Genomic DNA, 24237 nt, shown 5'->3' with positions numbered 1-24237 from the left:
TTGCAGATTATTCTGCGAATAATCTGCGCCCCAGAAAGTTCGTACGAATTTTCTGGGCTTACCGTTTTCTCAGAACGGCGGGCGCAGGACCGCGTGAAGGTAGGTGCGGGTTTCGCCCACCATCTCCTCGGCCAGGGACAGCGCCGTGGGCCAGGGCGGGTCGAGCGTGGCCTCGACCTCGCCGATGTCGAAGGTCAGGGTCGCGTCGTGACGGCGCGCCAGGCGCTGCATGCGTTCATTCTCGCGCAGGCACATCATGTAGAGCGAGCGCACGCCGCGGTTCTGCGCCGCCGCGAGCATACGCACGAAGAGCGCATCGCCGATGCCTTCGTGCTGCCAGTCGGGATCGACACTGAGCGCGATCTCGGCCCGGACGGGCCAGCTGTTGAGCAACATCCGCAATTCGCCGACGCCGTGCAGATCACCCTCGACGAAGGCGCCGTACACGACGCTGTCGAGGCCAAGGACGGTCTCGGCATAGCCCGTGACGAACTCATCGGTCACGCTGGCGCCGAAGCGCAGACGGCGGGTTGCCGGATCGAGCCGGGCGAAATGGTCCAGCAAGAGCCGCTTGTCCGCCAGCCACAGACGGCGAATATCGGGTTTTATCAATATCTTGTCGTGGTTGACGTCGGCATTCATCGTCATGGACTCCTTGGCGCGGGCCAGGCCCGGGCCGGGATGTCCTCCCTGCCCGGAAAATAATGCCGCGGCGCGGCATTTTCCATGAAGTTTCGATGAAACCGTTAGTTTACGTGACGGCAGGCCGGCGCCTTTCTCAGCCGGCCGCCCGGATCAGCTCGTCGAGATGCACCGCCCCGCTGGCCGCGAGCGCGCGCAGATCGTAGCCGCCTTCCAGGCTGGAGACCACGCGGCCCTTGCATTGCTCGGCCGCGATTTCGCACAGGCGACGGGTGACCCAGGCAAAATCGTCCTCGCGCAGGTTCAGGTTGGCCAGCGGGTCGTCGGCATGGGCGTCGAAGCCGGCCGAGATCAGGATCAGTTCGGGCCTGAATTCTTCCAGCCGGGGAAAGACCTGGCCCTCGTATTCCTGCCGGAAGCCCTGCCCCGCCGTTCCCGGCGCCAAGGGCACGTTCAGCACGTTATCGTGGTCGCCGGTCTCGTGCGCGCCGCCCGAGCCGGGCCAGAGCGGCATCTGGTGGGACGAGATGAAGAGCGCGCGCGCCTCTCCGCGCAAAAGGTCCTGCGAGCCGTTGCCGTGGTGCACGTCGAAATCCACCACCGCGACGCGGGACAATCCGTGACGCTCCAGCGCGTGTTTCGCGGCAATCGCGACGGTGCCGAAGAGGCAGAAGCCCATCGGCGTCGCGGTCTCGGCGTGGTGGCCCGGCGGGCGCATGGCGACGAAGGCGTTGCCGACCTCGCCCGCCATCACCTTGTCCACCGCCAGCATCGCGCCGCCCACGGCGCGCGACGCGCAGTTGTATGAGCCGGGCGACAGCCACGTGTCACCATCCAGCTGGTTGAAGCCCTGCGCCGGGATCGCCTCGCGGATCATGGTCACGTAATCCTGCGGGTGACAGAGCGTCAGGTCGGCGTCCTCGGCCAGCGGCGCCTCGGCGCGGACCACGTCCTTGCCCTCGAGCGCGGGCCACAGGTGTTCCAGCCGTGCCACGCGTTCGGGGTGACCGTCGGGTGTGACGTGGTTGAGGCCATCCTCGTGGGTGACTAGTAGCGTGGACATGGGCGCGGCTCCTCCTCTTTGACTAAGCTCCGGGCGGCAACGGGGCCGCGCCGAATGTTCACAACAGCTTAGAGGCCGTGCGGCCACTGTCCAGCGCGACTTGTCCACAAGCGGCGGGCGTGTAAGGTATTCTCATGGAAGAGGACGCCACCGACACCGCAACCGGCGAAGAGGCCGGTATGAGCTCGCCCGTCGAGGCGACGCCGGACCCGACGAACGACGCGATCGAGCAGGCGCAGACCATCGCCATCGGGCTGTGGGAGCAGGCGCAGCTGTTCGTGGCGGGGCTCTTGCGGCCGTGGAGCCTTTATCAGGTTGGGATCATCCTGGGGCTGTGGGTCGCGGCGACGATCCTGGCGCGGATCTTCGGCCCGCACCTGCACAACTGGATGCGCAACCGCGAAGGCTGGCCCAAGTGGAGGATGCGGTTCCTGGTGATGGTGCACCGGCGGCTGCGGCTGATCTTCATGGTACTGATGATCTGGCCGGTCTACTGGATCATGCAGGAGGTCACGTGGCCCAGCCGATCCTACCTGATCGGGGTCATGGCGAGCCTTGCCACCGCGTGGCTGGTCATCGCCATCGTCACACGGCTGATCGTCAACGCGTTCCTGCGCGGCATGGTGCGCTATGCGGCCTGGACATGGGTCACCCTGTCGATCCTCGGCCTTACGGACGAGACGATCCAGATCCTCGACAGCGCGGCGATCGACCTGGGCGAGATGAGACTATCGGTCTGGATGGTGCTTCAGGCCATCGCGATGATCGCCTTCCTGATGTTCCTGGCGCGGTTCGTGTCCACAACCTCGGCCTCGCGCATCCGGTCGAACAAGGACATCTCGCCGTCGATGCAGGTGCTGGCGGTAAAGGTCATGCAGATCCTGCTCTACGGCGCCGCGTTCTTTATCGGTCTGCGCGTCGTGGGGGTGGATCTGACCGGGCTGGCGGTGCTGTCGGGCGCCATCGGCGTCGGCCTTGGTTTCGGCCTGCAGAAGGTGGTGTCGAACCTGGTGTCGGGCGTGATCATCCTGCTGGACAAGTCGATCAAGCCGGGCGACGTGATCAGCCTGGGCGAGACCTTCGGCTGGATCAACAGCCTTGGCGCGCGGTACGTGTCGATCACCACGCGGGACGGGAAGGAATACCTTATTCCGAACGAGGACCTGATCACCGGGCAGGTGGTGAACTGGTCGCATTCCAACGAGTTCGTGCGGCTGGATATCTATTTCGGCACAGCCTATGGCGACGATCCGCACCTGGTGCGCCGCGTGGCGATCGAGGCCGCCAAGGGCGTGGAGCGTGTGCTGGCCTTCAAGGCGCCTGTCTGTCACATCGTGGGGTTTGGCGACAGCAGCGTGGATTACATCCTGCGGTTCTGGATCAGCGACCCGACGGGGGGTCTGACCAACATTCGCGGCAATGTGTACCTGGCGCTGTGGGACGCGTTCCAGGAGCACGGGATTTCCATCCCCTTCCCGCAGCGCGAGGTCAAGGTGCTGGAAGGCTCGGAACTGGGCACGCGGGCGTTGGACGGGGCCGAACCGGGCAAAGCGACGCGGAACGGCGCGGCAGAGGAACAAGGCGGCTGACCGTGGCGTTACCGGGCCAGAAGGGAAATCTCATGGCCCATACCCTGACCCTGCAATCGCAGGATAACGTCACGCACGATACGCACCGTTATGTCTTCGACCGGCCCGAAGGCCTTGATTTTCAGCCCGGGCAGGCGGCGGAACTGGCGATGTGCCGCGACGGCTGGAAGGACGAGGGGCGACCCTTCACCTTCACCTCGCTGCCGGCGGACAATCACCTGGAGTTCACGATCAAGAGCTACCCGTCGCATGAGGGCGTGACCGAGCAGTTGCCGGGCTGACCCCGGGCGAGAAGGTCACGCTGGACGGCCCCTTTGGCGCGATCACCGACGAAGGTGCGGGCCTGTTCCTGGCCGCGGGGGCCGGGATCACGCCGTTCATCGCGATCCTGCGAAAACGCGCGAAAGAGGCCGACCTGGAGGGCTGTCAGCTGATCTTTTCCAACGAGACCGAGGGCGACATCATCCTGAGCGAGGAATGGGCGCAGATGCAGGGCCTGAGGGTCGATCACGTCCTGTCCGAGGAAGACGTGCCGGACCTGCATTACGGCAAGGTGGACAAGACATTCCTCGAACGCCACGCGGCGCTGTCCGGACAGGTTTATATCTGCGGGCCGCAAGGCTATGTCGACGCGATGCGCGACACGGTGAAGGACCTGGGCGTTCCGGGCGACGGCATCCATACCGAGGAAGGCTGGTAAGCGGTCTTTCCGGCGCGGTCAGGCGCAGGTCGCGCCGGAATAGTGCCGGTTTTCGGGGCGCGCACGAACACGTTCCGCCGATTGGCGAAAGCCTTCATTGAATTGTGACAGGCGGGTTGCTATTTTGGAGATATGCTCGGCACCGGGGCGGATCGGTGCGTAGTAGAAGGAGGACAATGTCCTGTCTCTTACAATCGACGCGGCCCCTGCCGCTGAACGGGGCGCAGCCTTGAGCGCGTCCGACATGGCGACAAGCAGTGACGCACAGCTTGCGCGCATCCTTTCCGCACTCGACGAAGACAAGGCCGAAGAGATCGTGCAGATCGACCTTCGCGGCAAATCCGCGATCGGCGACTACATGGTGATCTGCTCGGGCCGGTCCTCGCGCCAGGTGACGGCCATCGCCGAAAAGCTTTCGGAGCGGCTGAAGACCGAGATGGGCGTGCTGACCAAGGTCGAGGGCAAGGACGCGGGCGACTGGGTGCTGATCGACACGGGCGACGTGATCGTCCATGTCTTCCGCCCCGAAGTGCGCGACTTCTACCAGCTTGAAAAGATGTGGCTGCAAGGCCACGAGGCAGCCAAGGCCGCCAAGAGCTGAATGCGCGTCCATATCTGCGCGGTGGGCCGGATGAAGGCCGGCCCGGAACGCGCGTTGCTCGATGATTATCTGGTTCGGTTCGACCGGACCGGCCGCGCACTGGGGCTTGGCCCGGTGCAGATGCACGAGGTCGAGGACCGCAAGGGCGGCGGCATGGACGCCGAGGCGGAGCTGCTGGAGCGCGCCTTGCCCAAGGGGGCCGTGATCGTGGCGATGGACGAGCGCGGCAAGCTGCTGTCCTCGCCTGACTTTTCCGACAAGCTGGCCGGTTGGCGCGACACGGGTCGCGGTGATGTGGCTTTCGTGATCGGCGGTGCCGACGGGATCGCGCCCGCGCTGCGCGACCGGGCGGAGTTCACGCTGTCCTTCGGCAAGATGGTCTGGCCGCACATGCTGGCCCGGGTGATGCTGGCCGAACAGCTCTACCGCGCCGCCTCGATCCTGGCGGGGGCGCCGTATCATCGGGCGTGACCTGGCGGAGTGGCTGCGCCACGCTCTTTGCATGTATGAGGGGCGCTGCCCCTCAAACTCCCCAGGATATTTTCAGCCAGAGGAAGCAGGCAAGAAAGCGGTTCACCCCCGGGCGAGACGGGTTAGAAGCGGCCAAGGATTCAGGAGGCAGGATTGAGCGCGCCGAAACCCGTAGTTCTGTGTATTCTCGATGGTTGGGGGCTGAGCGAGGCGCGCGAGGCGAACGCGCCCCCTGCTGGCCGCGACACCGCATTTCGACGGCCTGATGCAGAGCTGTCCCAATGCCACGCTGGTCACCCACGGACATGACGTGGGCCTGCCCGAAGGGCAGATGGGCAATTCGGAGGTGGGACATCTGAATATCGGCGCGGGCCGGGTGATCGAGATGGACCTGCGGCGCATCGACCGGGCGATCGAGACCGGCACCTTCGGCGACCTGCCCGGCATCATCCGGTTCGCCGAAAAGGTCAAGGCGGCGGGCGGCACGGCGCACCTGCTGGGCGTGCTGTCGGACGGCGGCGTGCACAGCCATATCGGGCACATGATCGCCGCCGCCAACGCGCTGACCGCGCGCGGCCTGCCGGTGGCCATTCACGCCTTTACCGACGGGCGCGACGTGGCGCCGACCTCGGCCAAGGTCTATCTAGAGGCGCTGCGGGCGGCCCTGCCCCTGGGCGCGCGGATCGCCACCGTGTCGGGACGGTATTACGCGATGGACCGCGACAACCGCTGGGACCGGGTGAAGCTGGCCTACGAGGCGCTGGCCCACAGCGAAGGCTATACCGCCGACACCGCCGCCACCGGCATCGACGACGCCTATGCCAAGGGCCGCACCGACGAGTTCATCAAGCCGCGCGTGCTGGGCGATTACCAGGGCATGAAGGACGGCGACGGTCTGCTTTGCCTGAACTTCCGGGCCGACCGGGCCCGCGAGATCCTGGCCGCCTTCGCCGACCCCGAGTTCGACGATTTCGACACCGGCAGGCGCCCGGCCTTTTCCTGTGTCAGCGGGTTCACCGAGTATTCGCGCCAGCACAGCCGGTACATGGACTGCATCTTTCCCGACGAACAGCCGGTCAACACGCTGAGCGCGTGGCTGGCGCAGCATGGCAAGCGCCAGTTCCACACCGCCGAGACCGAGAAATACCCGCACGTCACCTTTTTCCTGGCCGGCGGGCGCGAGACCCCCGAGGAGGGCGAGGCGCGGTACATGGCCGCCTCGCCCAAGGTGGCCACCTATGACCTGCAACCCGAGATGTCGGCGGGCGAGGTCACAGACCACCTGGTGGGGGCCATCGAAGAGGGGTACGATTTCATCGTGGTGAACTATGCCAACCCGGACATGGTGGGCCATACCGGCGACCTCGATGCGGCGATCCGGGCCTGCGAGGCGGTGGATGCGGGGCTGGGCCGCGTGCTGGAAGCGCTGGATTCGGCCGGCGGCGCGATCATCGTCACCGCCGATCACGGCAATTGCGAGACCATGATCGACCCGCTGACCGGCGGGCCGCACACCGCACACACCACCAACCCGGTGCCGGTCATCGTCAAGGGCGCACCCGAGGGCGCGCGGCTGCGCGACGGGCGGCTGGCCGATCTTGCGCCGACGGTGCTGGACCTGATGGGCCTGCCCAAGCCCGAGGAGATGACCGGGCAGAGTCTGCTGCGATGATCCGCGCGGGGTTTCTGTCGCTGGCGCTTTTGGCCGCCGCGCCCGCCCCGGCGCAGGACCCGGGCGCGGATGCGCGCGCGGCGTCGGACCGGCTGAACCGGGCCGCCGCGCTGATGGAGGCCGCCGACGGAGCGGCCAACCGCGTCAAGGCGCTGACCGAGGTGGTGGGCGCCTACGAGGACGGGCTGGAAGCGATGCGCGAAGGGCTGCGCCGCGCCGCCATCCGCGAAGAGGCGCTGTCGCGCCGGCTGCAGTCGCGCGAGGACGAGATCGCCCGCCTGCTGGGCGCGTTGCAAAGCATGGCGCAATCCGAGGGGCCGGTGCTGCTGTTGCATCCCTCGGGCCCGATCGGCACGGCGCGGTCCGGCATGATCCTGTCCGACGTGACCCCGGCGCTGGAGACCCGCGCCGCCGCGCTGCGGGCCGAACTGGAGGAAGTGACCGTCTTGCGGACCTTGCAGGAAAACGCGCTGGACACGCTGCGCGAGGGGCTGCAAGGCGCGCAGGAGGCCCGCACCGCGCTGAGCCAGGCGATTGCCGACCGCACCGACCTGCCCCGCCGGTTCAACGAGGACCCGGTCAAGACCGCGCTGCTGGTGGCCTCGACCGAAACGCTGGAAGGGTTCGCCAGCGGTCTGAGCGAGATCGCGGTGGACGAGGTGCCCGGCTCGCTGCCCGGTATCGACGCCCGCAAGGGCAGCCTGCGCCTGCCGGTCGAGGGGCGCATCCTGCGCCGCGCCGGAGAGGCCGACGCCGCCGGAATCGTCCGCCCCGGCATCGTGATGGCCGCCCGCCCGCGCGCGCTGGTGACCACCCCCGCCCCCGCGACGCTGCGCTATCGCGGCGAATTGCTGGACTACGGCAATGTGGTCATCCTCGAGCCGCAGGCGGGCCTCCTGATGGTGTTTGCCGGGCTCGACGTGGTCTATGGCGAGATCGGCGAGGTTCTGCCGGGCGGCAGCCCCATCGGCCTGATGGGGGCGCCAGAGGGCGCGGACGGGCAAGGCACTAACGCTCTCTTGATCGAGAATGGCAAAGATGCGGGTGCGTCCCGGACCCAAACACTTTATATAGAAGTCCGAGAAGAAAACGAACCCGTCGATCCGGAGACCTGGTTCGAGACAAGCGAAGGATGAGCAACCCGATGAAGAAGTTTCTGATCGCCGCCCTCGTCGGCAGCCTGACCGGCGCGGTCGTGACAACCCAGGTCGCGGCGCCGCTTTTGGCGCAGGAGGCGGCCAAGACGACGAATGTTTACGAACAACTTGATCTCTTTGGTGATATTTTCGAGCGCATCCGCTCGCAATATGTCGAGGAGGTGGACGAGGGCGAACTGATCGAGGCCGCGATCAACGGCATGTTGACCTCGCTCGACCCGCATTCCAGTTACCTCAGCCCTGACGACGCCGCCGACATGCGGGTGCAGACCCGCGGCGAGTTCGGCGGCCTTGGCATCGAGGTCACCCAGGAGGACGGATTCGTCAAGGTGGTGTCGCCCATCGACGGCACCCCGGCGGAAACCGCGGGCATCGAGGCCGGCGATTTCATCACCCATGTGGACAATGAAAGCGTGCTGGGCCTGACCCTGGACGAAGCAGTGGAGATGATGCGCGGCCCGGTGGGCAGCGAGATCATCATTACCGTGGTCCGCGAAGGCGAAGCGGAGCCGTTCGACGTCTCGATCGTGCGCGACACGATCAAGCTGACGGCGGTGCGGGTGCGCACCGAACAGCAGAGCGTCGTTCTGCGGGTGACCACGTTTAACGACCAGACGTTCCGCAACCTGGAAAGCGGTCTGGCCGAACAGATCGAGGAAGCCGGCGGCATCGACAGTATCAGCGGCATCGTTCTGGACCTGCGCAACAACCCGGGCGGCCTGTTGAACCAGGCGATCGAGGTGGCCGACGCCTTTCTTGAAAAGGGCGAGATCGTCAGCACGCGGGGGCGGCTGGTCGACGATGGCGAGCGGTTCAACGCCAAGCCGGGCGACCTGGCCGAAGGCAAGCCGATCGTGGTGCTGATCAACGGCGGCTCGGCCTCGGCGTCGGAAATCGTCGCCGGCGCTTTGCAGGACCATCGCCGGGCCATCGTGGTGGGCACCAAGAGTTTCGGCAAGGGCTCGGTCCAGACGGTCATGCCACTGCGCGGCGACGGCGCGATGCGCCTGACCACGGCACGGTATTACACGCCCTCGGGCCGCTCGATCCAGGCGCTGGGCGTCAGCCCGGACATCGTGGTGGAACAGCCTCGCCGCGAAGAGGAGACCGAAGAAGAGGAAGAGGAAGGCGCCGCCAACCGCTTTGGCCGGTCCGAGGCCGACCTGCGCGGGCGGCTGGACAATGACAGCCTGAGCGAGGACGAGATCCGCCAGATCGAGGAAGAGCGCGAAAAGGCCGAGGAAGCCGCCGAACTGCGCGAGGAGGACTATCAGCTGGCCTACGCGATCGACATCCTCAAGGGCCTGACGGCGCTGGGACCGCAATACGACTGAGCCGGTCGAACACCGAAAGAATGCGCGGGCGGGGATCATCCCCGCCCGTTTTCGTATTACGCTGCGCCATGCCCGACTTGCGCCGCCCCTCCCCCCGAGACGTCGCCGACCTCACGGCGCTGTGCCTGCGGTCCAAGGCCTATTGGGGGTAGGACGCGGCGTTCATGGCCGCCTGCGTGCCGGTGCTGACGCTGACCGAGTCGGAGTTGCGGAACACCCCGACCATGTCCGAGGTCGACGGCGAGACGCTGCTGGGCATGGTGCAGGTCTCGAACGGGAACAACGGCTGTACCCTGCAAAAGCTTTTCGTCGATCCCGCGCATATGGGCGCGGACACGGGGCGGCGGCTGTACGGTCAGGACGGCCCGCGACATGGGCGCGCGCGAGATGATCGTCGAGTCCGACCCCGGCGCGGTGCCGTTCCATATCGCCATGGGCTGTCGCGCGGCAGGCAGAGCCCCGTTCGAGACGATCCCGGGCTTGATGCTGCCGCGCCTGATGTACGATCTGCGGTATGCCCCACAAAATTCGTACGAATTTTGTGGGGCTGCAACTTCAGAGCGTCGAAAAGTTGATCGATACGTAAAGCAACTCCGCCCCGTCGCCGCTGAAGGTGGCTGATACCCTCATGCCGCAGGGTGTCGCCCGTAGACTGCGCCGGATCACCCCCGTCGTGGGAAAGCGTGGACCGTTCCGGCGGATCGACCAACCGCCGCCCACCCGCAGCTTGCCGTCATGCGTGCGGTGGGGTTGATATACCCCGGCCCCGGTACCGACGCGAAAGCCTTGCGCCTCGAGCCGGAGGGCAGCGGCGTCTGCACCGCCCCATACGTGCAGCAGGCGGAAGATACAGACCTTGGCATCTCCGATCGTGTCGATCCGGTCCCAGTCCATTTGCAGAAGATCCTGGCGTTCGGTGGCATCGGACCCTTCCCGCAGACAGGATTGCGGATCGGGAAAGTGCCGCATCGCGCGTTTTCAGGTCGCCGGTCATATGGCTTGGGTGTTCCACCTGCACAGGTGGCACGCCGGGCTGTTGCGGCATCAGACCGTAGAAAGCGCGCGTCAGGTTGGACCAGAGCATCGGGGCCAGAAAGGTGATCATGACGACGAGGTAGATTTTCTCGTGCAGCCGGGTCTGGCGGAAACGTGCGATTGACCAGCCGGGGCGACCGGCGACCCGGCCCGTGAGAAGCCAGTAGAAAAGGAAAAACAGCGGCAATATTCCCAGAAGGACGTTGACTTGGCCCAGCGGCACCGCGATCACGATAACCGCGAGGGCCAAGACATGAGATGTGGCCCGCAGGCCATCCCGGTTCCAGGCCCACCGATCGATCACATAGAGAATGGCCGTCGCGACGGTAATGACCAGAAAGGTCACCGGAAACACGAACATGAGTGGAAAAAGAACGCCCCCTGCCCTGTGCGTTTAGTGAATCTCTGGATCGCCCCAAAGCCCCCTGCCACCATCGCTGCCGCGAAGAGGGACAGGATGACGGGTGCGTGCGGCACCCGGTCGGTACTGGTCATGGTAGAGTCTCCGCGTCGCGCCCCTGCGCAGAGCATAGGTCTGGATTGGCCGGAGAGCAGGTCAGAAAACCTTGACCCCGGGCTCGCCGCTGCCGCGCCTGGTGTACACTCTGCGATAGGCCCCACAAAATTCGTACGAGGGGTGTATCCCCTCAGCATACGTTTACCTCTCGACTCCACGGCAGGAGTCGTGAGATGAATTGGGTATGTTTAGAAAAACAAACTCCACTGTTCAAGCTACTGAATCTTGGGCCTCGGCTGGCATATTGCTTCACACTCTTTGGACAAAGGGGTGCCAGCCATGCTGACTACGGGAGCGGGGACTTGGATTGCATCACAGATGCCAATTTTGGCTAATCAAGGATGGCCGCTTTGGGTTTTTGCGGGAGTTGGGTTCGCCGCTGCACTCCTGCTTTCTGTGTCTGCTGTAGCCAACTTGCGTTACAGGTGGAGTGCGTCAAACGCCCTGAACAAAGGAATACAGTGGAATGATTCCACATTCACACCTTACGCAGTAATAGATGGCGGGACTCACTCTTTATCTGAAATATTTGGAGGTACAGGAGTACGTTCAAATCTTACATTTAGAAACGCAAACATTGTCGGTCCTGGCGTTGCGGCCCTTTTTGGTTCAAAGCTAGAAAAGTGCGATATCGCGGGCGTCCCAGAGCCAGTAGTCATACACATGAACCAAGACTTTGCGCGGGTAGGAAACCTCACACACGTTTTTCACAAATGCAACTTTTTGAATTGCGTGTTTTACAATTTGGTGCTGGTCGATGACCCAACTTTTATCAGCAATCAAACACAACAAACTCATGCTTTCATACGCTTGGACTCGGACGATCTAACTAGCAATTACCTTGCAAAATTAGAAAGCAATATGCAGATCGAGAATAAGTCAAATAAAGGTGGTTTAGAGAATGATGCAGTCAAAAAACCTAAAGACGGCCAGAGTGAAGGGTAGTCTTAACGAGTTCATTAAAGAACACGAAGACGATCCAGACGGAGATCTTGATAAGTTAGACGCTGTGATTAAGCGTCCAACTCAGGAAAACGGGAAAGCAACTCGTCCAGCATCATCTGAGGACGCATCCGACGATTGAAGCGGTACTCGAATTCCTTGGCGTAGGTCTCAAGGTACTTGGGCGAAACGCTGGTATGCGTCCCTTGGATTGAGCATTTCAGGTGCCGCCAGAAGTTCTCAACAGCATTGACTGTCTCGCCATTCGGGCCAACGTATCCGTCCCGATCCTTGTTGATCCGCTTAACGTCATAACCCAACTGGTCAAGGCCATTGTAGGAGCGCCATTGGTCGGCGTGGATCTCCGAACCTTTGGCAACGGCCTTCTCAATTTCGCCGTGCAGGGTGACGCGTGAGGCGTTCGGGATCACCTTAACGATAGCCTCGCCGCCACGCTCGACCATCGCCATGATAGCTGTTTTGTGCGGGCTGCGGCCATGCGTACCGGGCTTGCGACCGCCCATGTAGGTTTCGTCAACCTCGACAATCTCACCTTCGCCGCCAAGAGGCGCGTCACCGTCGATTTCTGCCATGTGTTCGCGGATCAGGCGGGCCATGCGCCATGCGGTCTTGTAGGTCACGCCAAGCTGACGCTGCAATTCCTTGCCGCTCACGCCATGCTTGGACGTGGTGAACAGGAAGATAGCGTAGAACCACAGTTGAAGCGGGGTGCGGCTCTTTTCAAAGATGCTGCCCACCATCGGGTGAATATGATGCCCGCACCACTGACAGGAAAAGGCTTGCTCATTGGTCAGGCGATACCATTTGGCCTCGCGCTCACACTTGGGGCAAACGTGGCCTTGGCCGAAGCGGACGTTGAACAAATGCTCAAGGCAAGCCTCGTCGGTGGGGAACTTTTGGAAGAACTGGCGGACGTTGGTCTGTTTCATAATACACAGATGGGAATTGGCCCACCGTATGTCAAGGGGATACACCCCTCGTACGAATTTTGTGGGGCACGGTTCAGCCGGTGCGCGTCAGATGCGCCTCCATCGCCGCCAGCCCGTCGTCCAGCCCGCGCCGACCGAAGCCGAGGCGAAAGCGGTCGGTCGGAGTCGGCCCGAGGTCCGAGCGGTAGATCGTGCTGGGCAGCAGCAGGACGCCCGCCTCCTCCACCAGTTTGCGGGCAAACTCCTCGACCCCGTCCGCACCGAGGTAGCGCGGGAAGCCGGTGCAGGCGCCATCGGGACGCTGCCACTCGAAAAGGTCCGGATGGCGCGCGAAGAACGCGTCCCATTTGGGAAGGTTCTCGTCCACGATGGCGCAGTTGCGCGCGAGGATCGCATCGCGGTTCTTCAGCGCGATCAGGGCCAGCCGCTCGCTGGGGCCGGAATTGCAGATCGACAGGTAGTGCTTCATCCGCTCCATCCGGCTCAGCACTTCGCGGTCCTGGCAGGCAATCCAGCCCAGGCGCAGCCCCGGCAAGCCGTAGGACTTGGACATCACGCCCAGCGACAGGCCGCGTTCATAGACATCGGCGATGAAGGGCAGGTGCTGCGCGTCCGACGGGCCGAGACCGTTGAAGATCTCGTCATGCAGGATCCAGATGCCGTGCTGGCGGCAAAGGTCGATCAAGGCGTCGTACCGGTCCGTGGCAGGATCGCACCGGTAGGATTGTGCGGGAAGTTGATCGTCAAAAGCCGTGTGTTGGGGCGGATCGCGGCGCGCACCCGGTCGAGGTCGAGCGACCAGTTGTCGTCAGGATCCAGAGGCACGCCCGTTGCCTCGCAGATGGCCAGCGGCAGGCTTTCATGCGACTGATAGTTGGGCGTGACCACGATTGCGTGGCTGTCCGCATCGAGCAGAACGGCGTTGGCTGCAAAGATGCCTTCGCTGGCGCCGGCAAAGCACAGGATGTCGTCGGCGCCCTGGCCCGCGTAGGTCGCGGCGATGGCTGCACGCAGATCGGGCGCGCCGCAGGTTTCGGTATAGCCCAGCCACATGTTCTCGAACCCGGCGCGGTCCTCAGCGGTGGCCATGGCCAGAAGTTCGGGCAGCGCCATGCTTTCGGCGTCCGAGGCCGTCAGGTGGTGGCGGGCCTTGAACTCCCACTTGGCGAAATGGGTTTCGAGCCGGAATTCGGGCAGCGTCGTCATTGGTGTTCCTGTCGGTTCAGTCCACCGCGCGGATAAGCTTGCGCTCCAGCACGCGCAACACCGTCCGCAGGTCGTGACCACGCTTGAGCACTTGCCCGTCCATGCCGATCACCGCGTACTGCCCCTGCCGGTTTCTCAGCTTGGGGCGTTTTTCGATGCGGTAGAGCGGGTTTTCGGCGGTGCGCCGGAAGACCGAGAAAACGGCCACGTCGCGCAGGCTGGAAATCCCGTAATCGCGCCACTCACCGGCGGCGACCATGCGGCCATAGACCGACAGGATCGCGGCAAGTTCGGTACGGTGAAAGGCCACCTCAGGCGCACCGGGATGAGGCGGGAACGGGGAGGTGGGTTGGAATGTCATCCTTTCAGAGTTGCGGCAAATGGGCCCCGAGGCAAGGAATTTGTGGATTGCGTCGGTCATCCGGCTGTGTGGTGCCGGCGTCATCGGAGACTTGATCCGGGGCCGCGCGGGGCAGAGATCCTCGGATCAGGCCCGAGTGTGAGCGTGCGCCCGAACTGAACACCTTTCGGGTCGCCATCCTGCGGGCTGGCAATCGCGCGGCTCTCTACCCCCGGCCGATATAAGGCATCTTCGTCGCCATCACCGTCATGAACTGGACGTTCGCCTCGGGCGGCATTTCGGCCATGTGCAGGACGGACCGGGCGGCGTTTTCCACGTTCATCGTCTGCATTTCGGGACTGGCCTGCTTCAGCCCGGCCACAAGTTCGCTTTCGGCATTGCCGATATCGATCTGCCCGCAGGCGATGTCGAAAGGCCGGCCATCCAGCGACAGCGAGCGGGTCATGCCGGTGATCGCGTGTTTCGACGTGGTGTAACAGATCGAACCGGGGCGGGGCACATAGGCCGAGAGCGAGCCGTTGTTGATGATCCGACCGCCCTGCGGGTCCTGCGCGCGCATCGCCGCGAAGGCCAGCCGCGCGGTGATGAACATGCCGCGCAGGTTGACGGCGATGACCTGGTCGAATTCCTCGACGCTGACCGCGTCGGGTGTGGTGGAAGGGCCGAACATGCCGGCGTTGTTGAACACCGCATCCAGACGCCCGGTCTTGCCCAGAAACGTTTCGAAGGCGCGGTCCATGGCGCCCGCGTCGGTCACGTCCGCGGGCAGGACGACCGCCTCGCGGCCCTGTGCCAGTTCCGCCAGTTTTTCGGCGCGACGCGCCAGCAGGCCCACCCGCCAGCCTGCATCGAGGAATACCTCGGCCGTGGCCCGCCCGATGCCAGAGCTTGCGCCGGTGATCAGAATGGATTTCATAGCTCTGTCTCTGCCTCCATTTCCAGTTCCAGGGGCGCGGGGGCGGCGCGCAGGTCGTCGATGCGCAGAGCGCCGGTGGGTTTCGACAGCCGGTTGCGCACGACCCAGTGCAGACGCTCCTCGGCGCGGGTGATGGCGACGTAGGCCAGACGCTTCCACAGCGGTTGCCCCGCCTCGGTGCGGCCCATGCGGGCGGCGGCATAGATGTCTGGCGCAAAGACCTGCACATCGGGCCATTGCGACCCTTGCGCCTTGTGGATCGTCACCGCCGCCCCATGCAGAAACGTGGCGCCCATGCGGGCGGCGAAGGGGATGAAGGGCTCCTCCTCGTCCGGCTTCTCGATCTTGACGATGCTGGCGGCGCTGACGCGCGGGTCCTCGGCGCCCATCACGTGCAGGCGGGAAAAGCCCGGCTTGCGACCCGCGCCCAGATAGATCACCTGCGCGCCCTTGATCAGGCCGCGCGCCTCGAGGTCCAGCCGTTTCTTGCGATGCTTGAGCGGCAGTTCCAGCCCGTCGCAAATCAGCGGCTCACCTTCCAGAAGCTCGGTTTCGGGCGCGCCATGCACGGCGCGGAATGCGTTGATCAGCCGGATGCGCGTGGCGTTGCGCCAGACCAGCACGGGGCTGCGCGCCATCAGGTCCACCTCGACCCTTTGCGCCCATTGCACGCGGTCGTCCTGCGCCGCCTTCTGCTCGACCAGCCGCTCGAAATCCTGAAACCCGACCTCGGGGTCGCCCAAGGCGTGCGCCAGATCGAGGATCGGGTTGTCGGCGTCCTGCCGATGGATTCGGTTCAGCGTCAGCTTGGCCGGCGCGGGCAGCCCGTCGAAGACCATCGCGCCGGACTGGTTCACCGGGGCAAGCTGGGCCGGGTCACCGAAGAGCAGCAGCGTCGGAAAGATCTCCTGCAGATCCTCGTATTGCTTTTCATCCAGCATCGAGGCCTCGTCGATGAAGCCGATATCGAGCGGTTCCTCGCGGCGTTTCCAGCCGGTGATGAAATCGCTGCCCCTGAGACCGGCGGCGGCCAGCGCCCCGGGGATGGACTTGTGCGTGCCATAGAACAGCCGCGCGCGTTCCAGCGCCTCCTCGGTCAGGCCCTCGATCTCGGGCTTGTCGCCATTGCCGGCCAGCCATTCGGCGATGCGCTCGTATTCGGGGTCATAGACGGGGGTGTAGAGGATGCGGTGGATGGTGGTGGCGGGCACGCCGCGCATCCGCAATACGCTGGCGGCCTTGTTGGTGGGGGCGAGGATGGCCAGCGTGCGGCGGTCCTTGCGACGGCGGCCTTCCCAGTCGCCCGACACTACGTCGACGCCCGCCTCTTCCAGCGCGCGGTAGAGAGCGGCCAGCAGCAGGGTCTTGCCCGAGCCGGCCTTGCCGACAACGGCCATCACGCGGGACTTGCCCTCGCGCGGCGGGGTCAGCATCCCCTCGTCAAGGTCCACGCCCACCTCGCGCAGCGCGGCGGCGATGCGGTCATGGGCCTCGGCCTGGTCATCGGAATAGGTGAGCGCGGTCTGGGACATGGCGCGACCCTACAACCGCGCTTTGGCCGGCACCAGCGCGGGGGCCGATTTCTTGCAAGAAATCGGATCGGAAAATTGCAATTTTCCGGCCCGGAATTTTCGAAAATTCCGGTGCTGCGCAGATCAGGCCGATTGCGCGAACGGCTGGCGCTCGTCGCCGAAACTGCGGCGGAACCACTCTTCGCTCAGTTGCGGGGTGACACCGGCGCGGCGGGCCACCTGCGCACGGGCGGCGTCGGTGAATTCCCACAGGCCCACGCTGATCCGGTCGCGCCCCGTGCCCACGCTGCCCAGAACCTCGGGCGACGCGCCGATCATCCGGTAGATGCGCACCATGCGCGCGTCGAACACACCGGCGAAATGCTGCACGCCGAAATGGCGCATCAACTCGCCTCCGCCCAGCATCAGCGCGGCGGCGACCCGGCTTTCGGCGCCCCGCGCGAGGCAGAAGCGGGTGCATTCCCAGATATGCGGGCTGACAATCGTGCCGCCGCCAATGATATCAGTGAAATGCTCGTTGATCATCGTCCGCCCGGTGGTGGGCAGGAACCGCATCGAGCCCGTGTGGCGGCCATCCGCTCCTTCCCAGATCACGTAAAGCGGGTTGAGGGCGTCATACGCGTCGCTTTCGAACCCTTGCGGATCGACCGTAACGTTCCAGCCCAGCCGGGTTCCGAACTGGTCGGCCCGGTCGCGGAACATGCCCTCGGCCAGCTTGGTGCAACGGGTCAGTTGATCGGCGTAAAGATAACGTAGCACGGGCGGTTTTCCCCTCTGTCGTTTTGATAAGAGGAAAATTCCCGACGACTCGTTAAATGCCCATGCAGGCACCGCGCGTTGCTTTGACAGGCGGTGTCAGATCACGATCAGCCCCTGGCTGATGGCGCGGGCAACCGCGTGGACGGTATTGATCGCCCCAAGCTTGAAGCGCGCGGATTCGATATAGACCCGCAGCGTGTGCTCCGAGATCGACAGCGTGTCGGCCACCTGTGCCCGTCCATAGCCCAACGCCAGCAGCGTCAGCGCATCCACCTCGCGCGGGGAGAGCTGCCGCGCGGGCGCGGGGGCGCGGTCGGGCTCGAACTCCAGCGCCTTCTGGTTGAACGTGTGCGCGCACAGGATCAGCTCCCGGCGATGCGCCTCGGTGAACACTGCCCAGGCGTCGTCGTCGCAGCGGTGGTTCACTGTAAAGAGCGCGAATTGCCCATTGGGCCCGCGCAGGGGTATCGAATAGCCCTGGTTGCCCAGCCCGTGATCCAGCGCTTCCTTCAGGAAGGCCTGCTCGGGTTTGCCGGACCAGTCCAGCCGCTTCCAGTCGACCGGGTGGAACCGCTGGTAGCACGCCTTTACGACCGGATCGATGCGCAGATAGTCCTTTTCGATATAGCGATCAATCCAGGCTTGCGGATAGGTCCCGCAGCCATACTGGTCGCCCGCGGCACTGACCCAGTGATAGATGAGATGATCGATTTGAAACAGCTCGCGCAGGCGGTCTGCCAGGCTTTGCAGGTCCGCCGGGTCACAGGCGCGTTCGAGGTCTTCCAAAATCGGTTCCAGCCGCCGCGGCGGTTGCACGTTCATACCCAATCGTCCCTTCCCGCGCCGGCGTCGATTCAGATGCCAGCTCCGCCGCCGCGACGAGTCTCGTGTCGTCGATCTGTTCGGCGAGTTCCCAAAGACCGTTCTGCCGAGCAAAGGTCCTGAGATCGGCCAGGACGTCCAGTATCCACTCGTTCTGCATGTGAGCCTCCTACGGGAGTAGTTAACGATAGATTAACTCAACTTTAGCATGTTAAACTTTATTGCCGTATTCGCGCTTTTTCCCTCCCCAAAAATGGTGAGGGCGCGATTTCCAAGCCTCTGAAATCGCTGGTTCTGCCCGAAACACATGGAAAAAAGCCTGCGAACCGGGACACCGATTCGCAGGCCAGATGCGGGCCGGACCGGCCCGTCAGGGAGAAGTCTTAACCTTTCTTGCCGGCGTCCAGCACGTCCTCGACCGTGCGCAGCCCGGTGCGCGGGGATTGCACCAGCACCGCCATGTTGCCCGGCTTGTGTTCGTTGCGCAGCATCTTCATGTGCGCGCCCGGGATCTCTTCCCAGGGAAAGACCTCGGACATGCAGGGATCGATGCGGCGCTCGACCACCAGCTGGTTGGCGGATGAGGCCTGTTGCAGGTGGGCAAAGTGGCTGCCCTGCAGGCGCTTCTGGTGCATCCACATGTAGCGCACGTCGAAGGTACAGTTGAACCCGGTGGTGCCGGCGCAGATCACGACCATGCCGCCCTTCTTGCACACCAGCGCCGAGACCGGGAAAGTCGCCTCGCCGGGGTGTTCGAACACGATGTCGACGTTGTTGCCCTTGCCGGTGATGTCCCAGATCGCCTTGCCGAACTTGCGCGCCTCGGTGAACCATTCCTTGTATTCCGCACTGTTCACCTTGGGCAGCTGGCCCCAGCAGTTGAAATCCTTGCGGTTGATGACGCCCTTGGCACCCAGCGACATGACGAAATCGCGCTTGTCCTCGTCGGAAATCACGCCGATCGCGTTCGCACCCACCGTGTTGGCCAGCTGGATCGCGAAGGACCCAAGGCCGCCCGACGCGCCCCAGACCAGCACGTTCTGCCCGGGCTTCAGCTCGTGCGGGTGGTGACCGAACAGCATCCGGTAGGCGGTGGCCAGCGTCAGCGTGTAGCAGGCGCTTTCTTCCCAGCTCAGGTGCTTGGGCCGCGGCATCAACTGTTGCGCCTGCACGTTGGTGAACTGCGCGAACGATCCGTCGGGCGTCTCGTAGCCCCAGATGCGTTGCGTGGGCGAGAACATCGGGTCGCCGCCGTTGCAATGGATGTCGTTGCCGTCGTCCTGGTTGCAGTGGATCACGACCTCGTCGCCCACTTTCCAGTTCTTGACCTTGTCGCCCACGGCCCAGACCACGCCAGAGGCGTCGGAGCCCGCGATGTGATAGTCGGCGCCATGCCCGTCGAAGGGGCTGATCGGCTCGCCGAGGCCCGCCCAGATGCCGTTGTAGTTCACGCCCGCGGCCATCACGAGGACCAGCACCTCGTTGCTGTCGAGCGTCGGCGTGTCCACCACCTCGACCTGAAACGACTTGTCGGGCTCGCCATGCCGCTCGCGGCGGATCGCCCAGGCATACATCTGCTTGGGCACATACCCCAGGGGCGGCAACTCGCCGATCTCGTAGAGGTCTTTCTCGGGCGCGTCGTAGGGTGCGATTCCGGTTTCGGTGTCCAGAGCCATCGGGGCCTCCTTCATATGCGTTTGCCGCGATGCAGAATCGCGCCTGTCCGCCCTGAAATATCTTTCATCACGCAACAATGCAATGCCGACTTATGGATTTTTGAAATTTTATAACCCCGCAGATGCAGAAAAATCACTCGTTTTGCGCCGCACCTGCGAAAAACTGCCGGATGGAATTGGCGTAATAGGCCAGCAGGTCGCGCTCTTCGGGCACGATCTCGATGCCCTGTGCCGTGTCGCGGACCAGCCCGCGCTTGCGCAGGATGCGCAGGCCCGCCTCGACGGAATAATCCATATCCTCGCGCGCGATATGAACATGCGCCTGGCCAAGGCTGCCAGCCATCTCGGACAGCACCTGTTTCAGCCTTGCCTCGGGCAGCGGCGTTCCGGCCTCCAGCAGGGCATGGGCGACCATCGGCACCGGCAGCACCGGCACCTCCTGCCCGATCCGCGCCATCAGGCGGTCGCCCAGGGTTTCGACCGGAGCGCCCGGGTGTTCGCGCTGAAACGCCGACAGCGACACTGGCGCGCCAAAGCTGACCGCGGCATAGCCGTGGCGGTGATAGCGCCGGGTGATCCACAGCCAGAATTGCTTCAGCACGAAGCCCGCCACCACGCTGATCCGCGCGCCGAAGCGGCGCTTGCCCGCCTTTCCCGCAGCGACAAGGATGCGGTCCTCGAACACTCGGTCATAGTTCACGGCGACCGGAACGAAGACCACGTCGCGCCCGCCCGGCTCGCGCTCCTCGATGATGTATTTCAGGATGCCCAGCTTGGGCCTGGCCAGCGCACCATCAAGGCTCAGGCCGCCCTCGGGGAAGACCGCCTGGGTCACGCCGCCGTCGGTGGCCATGCCGACATAACGCGCCAGCACCCGGCGATAGAGCGCGTTGAGCGACCGGCGCCGGATGAAATACGCGCCCATGGTGCGGATCAGCCGGCTGAGCGGCCAGACCCGCGCCCATTCGCCCACGGCATAGCTGAGCGCCGATTGCTCGGCGGCGAGCCAGGTGACCAGCACGTAATCCATGTTCGAGCGGTGGTTCATCACGAAGATTATCGTGGCATCGGGGTCGATAGTGCCGATCCCCTTTTCATCGAACCGCCCCATGCGAACGCGGTAGAGCGCCGTGCTCAGCAGCTTGGTCAGCCGGATCGCGATGCCGAAATAGGCGAAGGCGGAAAAGCTGGGGACGATCTCGCGCGCGTAGCGCTTTGCCTTCTCGAAGGCCACGTTCTCGGGGATGCCGTTTTCCTGAGCGTGCTCGGCGATGGCCTTGCTGACCTCGGGGTCGTAGATCAGGCGCTGGATCATGTCGTAGCGGCGCGCGAGCTTGAACGGCTCGATCTTGCGCTCCAGCCGCTGGTTCAGGCGGTTCACCACGCGCTCCATCCGGCGACGGAAGAACCAGCGTACCGACGGGAACAGGAAATGCGAGGCAAAGGTGACCGCTGCGAAGAGCAGGATCAGCACCAGCAGCCAGAGTGGAAGTTCAACCGTTTGCGTCATTGCCAGCACCATGCCAGCCCGCGTGAGGGGGTACAAAGAAAAACGCCGCAAGCCGCGCGATTGCCAGCCCGTCCGGGCGGCCCCCCTTTCGGCGATTGCAGGCAATCGCCTTTCGGTCAGCGGCCGATCGCGCGGCGGCCTTCGGCCTTGATTCCGCGCGCTTTCGGTCAGCGGCCGATCGCGCGGCGGCCTTCGGCCTTGATTCCGCGCGAGGGATAATTGCCTGCCGTGTCTGCTCAATCTGGCCACTCACCCCACCCCGCCCCGAATTGCCGCAACGCAGCGAATTGACAGCGTCACATAATTCCGAATAGTTTGCCCACGTTGAAAGAAAGTTGCGCAAACCGATTCACGAGGCCGCCCGATGTCGCAGATGCAGAATGACACCCCCAAGGATCGTCCCTGGCTGATCCGCACCTATGCGGGCCACTCCACCGCCAAGGCGTCGAACGCGCTCTACCGCTCGAACCTGTCCAAGGGGCAGACGGGCCTCAGCGTGGCGTTCGACCTGCCCACCCAGACGGGCTACGACAGCGACCACGTTCTCAGCAAGGGTGAGGTCGGCAAGGTCGGCGTGCCGGTCTGCCACCTGGGCGACATGCGCACGCTCTTCGACCAGATCCCGCTGGACCAGATGAACACCTCGATGACGATCAACGCCACCGCGCCGTGGCTGCTGGCGCTCTATGTCGCCGTGGCCGAGGAACAGGGCGCGGATGTCAGCGCGCTTCAGGGCACGGTGCAGAACGATCTGATCAAGGAATACCTCAGCCGCGGCACGTACATCTGCCCGCCGAAACCCAGCCTCAAGATGATCGGGGACGTGGCCGAATACTGCTACACCCATATCCCCAAGTGGAACCCGATGAACGTCTGTTCCTACCACCTGCAAGAGGCCGGCGCCACGCCGCAGCAGGAGCTGGCCTTTGCGCTGGCGACCGCCTGCGCTGTGCTGGACGAGCTGAAGCCGCGCGTGCCGGAAGAGGATTTTCCGGCGCTCTGCGGGCGCATCAGCTTCTTTGTGAACGCGGGCATCCGGTTCGTCACCGAGATGTGCAAGATGCGCGCCTTCGTCGACCTGTGGGACGAGATTCTGCAAACCCGCTATGGCATCGAGAACCCAAAGTTCCGCCGCTTCCGCTATGGCGTGCAGGTCAACTCGCTGGGTCTGACCGAGCAGCAGCCGGAAAACAACGTCTACCGCATCCTGATCGAGATGCTGGCGGTGACGCTCTCGAAGAAGGCCCGCGCCCGCGCCGTGCAACTGCCCGCCTGGAACGAGGCGCTGGGCCTGCCCCGCCCGTGGGATCAGCAATGGTCGATGCGGATGCAGCAGATCCTGGCCTACGAGACGGACCTGCTGGAATACGAGGACCTGTTCGATGGCAACCCCGCCGTCGACGCCCGCGTCGAGCAGCTGAAGGAAAGCGCCCGGCAGGAGCTTGAGACGCTGGGTAGCATGGGCGGCGCGATCGGGGCGATCGAACACATGAAGGCGCGGCTGGTGGACAGCAACGCCGACCGTCTTGGCCGGATCGAGGCGGGTGAGACCACCGTGGTGGGCGTCAACAAGTTCACCACCACCGAGCCCAGCCCGCTGCAATCCGAGGATGGCGGCATCATGCGCGTCGATCCGGCGACCGAGGCCGAACAGATCGACCGCCTGAACGCCTGGCGCGAAGAGCGCGACGACAAGGCCGTGAAGACCGCGCTGGCGGCGCTGCGCGAGGCGGCAGCGATGAACGAGAACATCATGCCCGCCTCCATCGCGGCGGCCAAGGCGGGTGTCACCACAGGCGAATGGGCCGAGCAGATGCGCCAGATCCACGGCCAGTATCGCGGCCCCACCGGCGTCTCGGGCAGCCCGTCGAACCGGACCGAGGGCCTGGACGAGATCCGCGACGCGGTCGATGCGGTCAGCAAGAAGCTGGGCCGCCGCCTGAAGTTCCTTATGGGCAAACCGGGCCTTGACGGGCACTCGAACGGCGCCGAGCAGATCGCCTTTCGTGCCCGCGACTGCGGCATGGACATCTCGTACGAGGGCATCCGCCTGACACCCGAGGAAATCGTCACCGCCGCGCTGGATGACGAGGCGCACGTGATCGGCCTGTCGATCCTGTCGGGCAGCCACATGCCGCTGGTAGAGGATCTGCTGAACCGGATGCGCGAGGCGGGGCTGGGCCACGTGCCGCTGATCGTCGGCGGGATCATCCCCGAGGAAGACGCCCGCCGCCTGCTGGAGATGGGCGTGGCGCGGGTCTACACGCCCAAGGATTTCGAGCTGAACACCATCATGATGGATATCGTCACGCTGGCCGATCCAAAGGCCGTCGCGGCGGAGTGAGCGACAGGGCGGATCGCAACAAGGCCGACGCCATGGCCTTTTACGACCTGATGTTCAACCAGTGCCGCCCGCGCGAAGCCATCAGGCGCTACGCGGGCGAGGTATATATCCAGCACAATCCGCATGTCGCGGACGGTAAGGATGCGTTCATCGACTATTTCGAGCGCATGGCGCGCGAATATCCGGGCAAGCAGGTGCGTTTCGTCCGCGCCGTGGCAGAGGCCGACCTCGTGGTGCTGCATTGCCACCAGACATGGCCCGGCAGCGAAGATTATGCGGGGATGGACATCTTTCGTTTCGACGAAAGTGGCAGGATCGTCGAGCATTGGGACGTCCTGCAGGTCATCGCCGGCCAGTCGGCCAACGAGAACGGGCTTTTCTGATGCGTCCCGGGATCGTCCGCGGAGGGATTGGGCGCGACCCCGGAACGCACTGGGC

22 protein-coding genes and 2 pseudogenes are annotated in these 24237 nt (G+C 64.4%); 11 read left to right on the top strand and 13 right to left on the bottom strand.

Annotated elements, in window-relative coordinates; all coding sequences use genetic code 11:
- Positions 1-69: 69 nt before the first annotated feature.
- Complete coding sequence (locus ACSQ76_RS02840) at positions 70-648, bottom strand: N-acetyltransferase family protein (RefSeq protein WP_437155377.1); 579 nt, start codon at positions 646-648, stop codon at positions 70-72.
- A gap of 130 nt (positions 649-778) precedes the next feature.
- Positions 779-1705 carry a histone deacetylase family protein gene (locus tag ACSQ76_RS02835; RefSeq protein WP_437155376.1) on the bottom strand — a complete coding sequence of 309 codons (927 nt, stop codon included), beginning with the start codon at positions 1703-1705 and terminating at the stop codon, positions 779-781.
- A gap of 179 nt (positions 1706-1884) precedes the next feature.
- Here ACSQ76_RS02835 and ACSQ76_RS02830 point away from each other — a divergent pair, with 179 nt between their 5' ends.
- From ACSQ76_RS02830 to ACSQ76_RS02795, 8 genes and pseudogenes are all read left to right on the top strand, one after another.
- Positions 1885-3294 carry a mechanosensitive ion channel family protein gene (locus ACSQ76_RS02830; RefSeq protein WP_437158150.1) on the top strand — a complete coding sequence of 470 codons (1410 nt, stop codon included), beginning with the start codon at positions 1885-1887 and terminating at the stop codon, positions 3292-3294.
- A 32-nt stretch (positions 3295-3326) separates the two neighbouring features.
- Positions 3327-3575 carry an FAD-binding oxidoreductase gene (locus ACSQ76_RS02825; RefSeq protein ID WP_437155375.1) on the top strand — a complete coding sequence of 83 codons (249 nt, stop codon included), beginning with the start codon at positions 3327-3329 and terminating at the stop codon, positions 3573-3575.
- Positions 3572-3994 (top strand): hypothetical protein, encoded by a 423-nt coding sequence (locus ACSQ76_RS02820; RefSeq protein WP_437158149.1) that lies wholly within the window; start codon positions 3572-3574, stop codon positions 3992-3994. Before ACSQ76_RS02825 ends, ACSQ76_RS02820 begins: the two co-directional genes overlap by 4 nt.
- A gap of 244 nt (positions 3995-4238) precedes the next feature.
- Positions 4239-4595, top strand: coding sequence for a ribosome silencing factor (gene rsfS, locus ACSQ76_RS02815; protein ID WP_437155374.1), 357 nt, complete (start codon positions 4239-4241; stop codon positions 4593-4595).
- Positions 4596-5066, top strand: a complete 471-nt coding sequence (rlmH, locus tag ACSQ76_RS02810) for a 23S rRNA (pseudouridine(1915)-N(3))-methyltransferase RlmH (protein WP_437155373.1) — start codon at positions 4596-4598, stop codon at positions 5064-5066.
- A 153-nt stretch (positions 5067-5219) separates the two neighbouring features.
- Positions 5220-6738, top strand: a pseudogene (gene gpmI, locus ACSQ76_RS02805) (2,3-bisphosphoglycerate-independent phosphoglycerate mutase).
- Positions 6735-7874, top strand: coding sequence for a murein hydrolase activator EnvC family protein (locus ACSQ76_RS02800; RefSeq protein ID WP_437155372.1), 1140 nt, complete (start codon positions 6735-6737; stop codon positions 7872-7874). Before gpmI ends, ACSQ76_RS02800 begins: the two are co-directional and overlap by 4 nt.
- 8 nt (positions 7875-7882) lie before the next feature.
- The gene (locus tag ACSQ76_RS02795; protein WP_306127613.1) at positions 7883-9229 is read left to right on the top strand and encodes a S41 family peptidase; all 1347 of its coding nucleotides are present in this window, start codon (positions 7883-7885) and stop codon (positions 9227-9229) included.
- 555 nt (positions 9230-9784) lie between these two features.
- On the opposite strand, the gene ACSQ76_RS02790 is transcribed toward ACSQ76_RS02795, so the two are convergent.
- On the bottom strand, positions 9785-10198 hold the full coding sequence (locus ACSQ76_RS02790) for a hypothetical protein (protein ID WP_437155371.1): 414 nt from the start codon (positions 10196-10198) through the stop codon (positions 9785-9787).
- A gap of 862 nt (positions 10199-11060) precedes the next feature.
- Between ACSQ76_RS02790 and ACSQ76_RS02785 the strand changes: the two genes are divergently transcribed.
- The gene (locus ACSQ76_RS02785) at positions 11061-11726 is read left to right on the top strand and encodes a hypothetical protein (RefSeq protein ID WP_437155370.1); all 666 of its coding nucleotides are present in this window, start codon (positions 11061-11063) and stop codon (positions 11724-11726) included.
- 68 nt (positions 11727-11794) lie between these two features.
- Here the strand turns inward: ACSQ76_RS02785 and ACSQ76_RS02780 are convergent, their stop codons facing one another.
- The 10 genes and pseudogenes from ACSQ76_RS02780 to ACSQ76_RS02735 all read right to left on the bottom strand — a co-directional run bounded on the left by ACSQ76_RS02780 (position 11795) and on the right by ACSQ76_RS02735 (position 21455).
- Entirely contained in the window at positions 11795-12673 is an 879-nt protein-coding gene (locus ACSQ76_RS02780) for an IS1595 family transposase (RefSeq protein ID WP_437155369.1), read from the bottom strand.
- A gap of 73 nt (positions 12674-12746) precedes the next feature.
- Positions 12747-13726: pseudogene (locus ACSQ76_RS02775) on the bottom strand (aminotransferase class I/II-fold pyridoxal phosphate-dependent enzyme).
- A gap of 169 nt (positions 13727-13895) precedes the next feature.
- Positions 13896-14240 carry a DUF2794 domain-containing protein gene (locus tag ACSQ76_RS02770; protein WP_306127609.1) on the bottom strand — a complete coding sequence of 115 codons (345 nt, stop codon included), beginning with the start codon at positions 14238-14240 and terminating at the stop codon, positions 13896-13898.
- Between the two features lie 205 nt (positions 14241-14445).
- A complete protein-coding gene (locus tag ACSQ76_RS02765) occupies positions 14446-15156 on the bottom strand; it encodes an SDR family oxidoreductase (protein ID WP_306127607.1) in 711 nt (236 codons plus the stop codon).
- Positions 15153-16688 carry an AAA family ATPase gene (locus ACSQ76_RS02760; protein WP_437155368.1) on the bottom strand — a complete coding sequence of 512 codons (1536 nt, stop codon included), beginning with the start codon at positions 16686-16688 and terminating at the stop codon, positions 15153-15155. Before ACSQ76_RS02760 ends, ACSQ76_RS02765 begins: the two co-directional genes overlap by 4 nt.
- 123 nt (positions 16689-16811) lie before the next feature.
- Positions 16812-17447 carry an acyl-homoserine-lactone synthase gene (locus tag ACSQ76_RS02755; RefSeq protein WP_437155367.1) on the bottom strand — a complete coding sequence of 212 codons (636 nt, stop codon included), beginning with the start codon at positions 17445-17447 and terminating at the stop codon, positions 16812-16814.
- Positions 17448-17543: 96 nt separating this feature from the next.
- Positions 17544-18269, bottom strand: coding sequence for a helix-turn-helix transcriptional regulator (locus ACSQ76_RS02750; RefSeq protein ID WP_437155366.1), 726 nt, complete (start codon positions 18267-18269; stop codon positions 17544-17546).
- A complete protein-coding gene (locus tag ACSQ76_RS02745; protein WP_306127603.1) occupies positions 18208-18429 on the bottom strand; it encodes a hypothetical protein in 222 nt (73 codons plus the stop codon). Before ACSQ76_RS02745 ends, ACSQ76_RS02750 begins: the two co-directional genes overlap by 62 nt.
- Before the next feature lie 223 nt (positions 18430-18652).
- On the bottom strand, positions 18653-19945 hold the full coding sequence (gene ccrA / locus ACSQ76_RS02740) for a crotonyl-CoA carboxylase/reductase (protein WP_437155365.1): 1293 nt from the start codon (positions 19943-19945) through the stop codon (positions 18653-18655).
- A gap of 133 nt (positions 19946-20078) precedes the next feature.
- Entirely contained in the window at positions 20079-21455 is a 1377-nt protein-coding gene (locus ACSQ76_RS02735; protein ID WP_437155364.1) for a 1-acyl-sn-glycerol-3-phosphate acyltransferase, read from the bottom strand.
- 364 nt (positions 21456-21819) lie between these two features.
- Here ACSQ76_RS02735 and ACSQ76_RS02730 point away from each other — a divergent pair, with 364 nt between their 5' ends.
- Positions 21820-23799, top strand: a complete 1980-nt coding sequence (locus tag ACSQ76_RS02730; protein WP_437155363.1) for a methylmalonyl-CoA mutase family protein — start codon at positions 21820-21822, stop codon at positions 23797-23799.
- Positions 23796-24182 (top strand): nuclear transport factor 2 family protein, encoded by a 387-nt coding sequence (locus ACSQ76_RS02725; RefSeq protein WP_437155362.1) that lies wholly within the window; start codon positions 23796-23798, stop codon positions 24180-24182. Before ACSQ76_RS02730 ends, ACSQ76_RS02725 begins: the two co-directional genes overlap by 4 nt.
- Positions 24183-24237 lie beyond the last annotated feature (55 nt).

The organism is Roseovarius sp. B08, assembly GCF_051417955.1.
GTDB lineage: Bacteria > Pseudomonadota > Alphaproteobacteria > Rhodobacterales > Rhodobacteraceae > Roseovarius.
Note: the sequence above shows the minus strand (reverse complement) of the source record. Positions and strands in the feature narration are given on the sequence as shown.

What these genes read in the sequence shown, in the direction of transcription:
- ACSQ76_RS02840 (WP_437155377.1), bottom strand. Translation starts at nt 648, where the DNA reads ATGACGATGAATGCCGACGTCAACCACGACAAGATATTGATAAAACCC.
- ACSQ76_RS02730 (WP_437155363.1), top strand. Translation starts at nt 21,820, where the DNA reads ATGTCGCAGATGCAGAATGACACCCCCAAGGATCGTCCCTGGCTGATC.
- ACSQ76_RS02750 (WP_437155366.1), bottom strand. Translation starts at nt 18,269, where the DNA reads ATGAACGTGCAACCGCCGCGGCGGCTGGAACCGATTTTGGAAGACCTC.
- ACSQ76_RS02800 (WP_437155372.1), top strand. Translation starts at nt 6,735, where the DNA reads ATGATCCGCGCGGGGTTTCTGTCGCTGGCGCTTTTGGCCGCCGCGCCC.
- ACSQ76_RS02785 (WP_437155370.1), top strand. Translation starts at nt 11,061, where the DNA reads ATGCTGACTACGGGAGCGGGGACTTGGATTGCATCACAGATGCCAATT.
- ACSQ76_RS02825 (WP_437155375.1), top strand. Translation starts at nt 3,327, where the DNA reads ATGGCCCATACCCTGACCCTGCAATCGCAGGATAACGTCACGCACGAT.
- ACSQ76_RS02830 (WP_437158150.1), top strand. Translation starts at nt 1,885, where the DNA reads ATGAGCTCGCCCGTCGAGGCGACGCCGGACCCGACGAACGACGCGATC.
- ACSQ76_RS02835 (WP_437155376.1), bottom strand. Translation starts at nt 1,705, where the DNA reads ATGTCCACGCTACTAGTCACCCACGAGGATGGCCTCAACCACGTCACA.
- ACSQ76_RS02780 (WP_437155369.1), bottom strand. Translation starts at nt 12,673, where the DNA reads ATGAAACAGACCAACGTCCGCCAGTTCTTCCAAAAGTTCCCCACCGAC.
- ACSQ76_RS02760 (WP_437155368.1), bottom strand. Translation starts at nt 16,688, where the DNA reads ATGTCCCAGACCGCGCTCACCTATTCCGATGACCAGGCCGAGGCCCAT.
- rsfS (WP_437155374.1), top strand. Translation starts at nt 4,239, where the DNA reads ATGGCGACAAGCAGTGACGCACAGCTTGCGCGCATCCTTTCCGCACTC.
- ccrA (WP_437155365.1), bottom strand. Translation starts at nt 19,945, where the DNA reads ATGGCTCTGGACACCGAAACCGGAATCGCACCCTACGACGCGCCCGAG.
- ACSQ76_RS02790 (WP_437155371.1), bottom strand. Translation starts at nt 10,198, where the DNA reads ATGCGGCACTTTCCCGATCCGCAATCCTGTCTGCGGGAAGGGTCCGAT.
- ACSQ76_RS02765 (WP_306127607.1), bottom strand. Translation starts at nt 15,156, where the DNA reads ATGAAATCCATTCTGATCACCGGCGCAAGCTCTGGCATCGGGCGGGCC.
- ACSQ76_RS02735 (WP_437155364.1), bottom strand. Translation starts at nt 21,455, where the DNA reads ATGACGCAAACGGTTGAACTTCCACTCTGGCTGCTGGTGCTGATCCTG.
- ACSQ76_RS02770 (WP_306127609.1), bottom strand. Translation starts at nt 14,240, where the DNA reads ATGACATTCCAACCCACCTCCCCGTTCCCGCCTCATCCCGGTGCGCCT.
- rlmH (WP_437155373.1), top strand. Translation starts at nt 4,596, where the DNA reads ATGCGCGTCCATATCTGCGCGGTGGGCCGGATGAAGGCCGGCCCGGAA.
- ACSQ76_RS02795 (WP_306127613.1), top strand. Translation starts at nt 7,883, where the DNA reads ATGAAGAAGTTTCTGATCGCCGCCCTCGTCGGCAGCCTGACCGGCGCG.
- ACSQ76_RS02745 (WP_306127603.1), bottom strand. Translation starts at nt 18,429, where the DNA reads ATGCAGAACGAGTGGATACTGGACGTCCTGGCCGATCTCAGGACCTTT.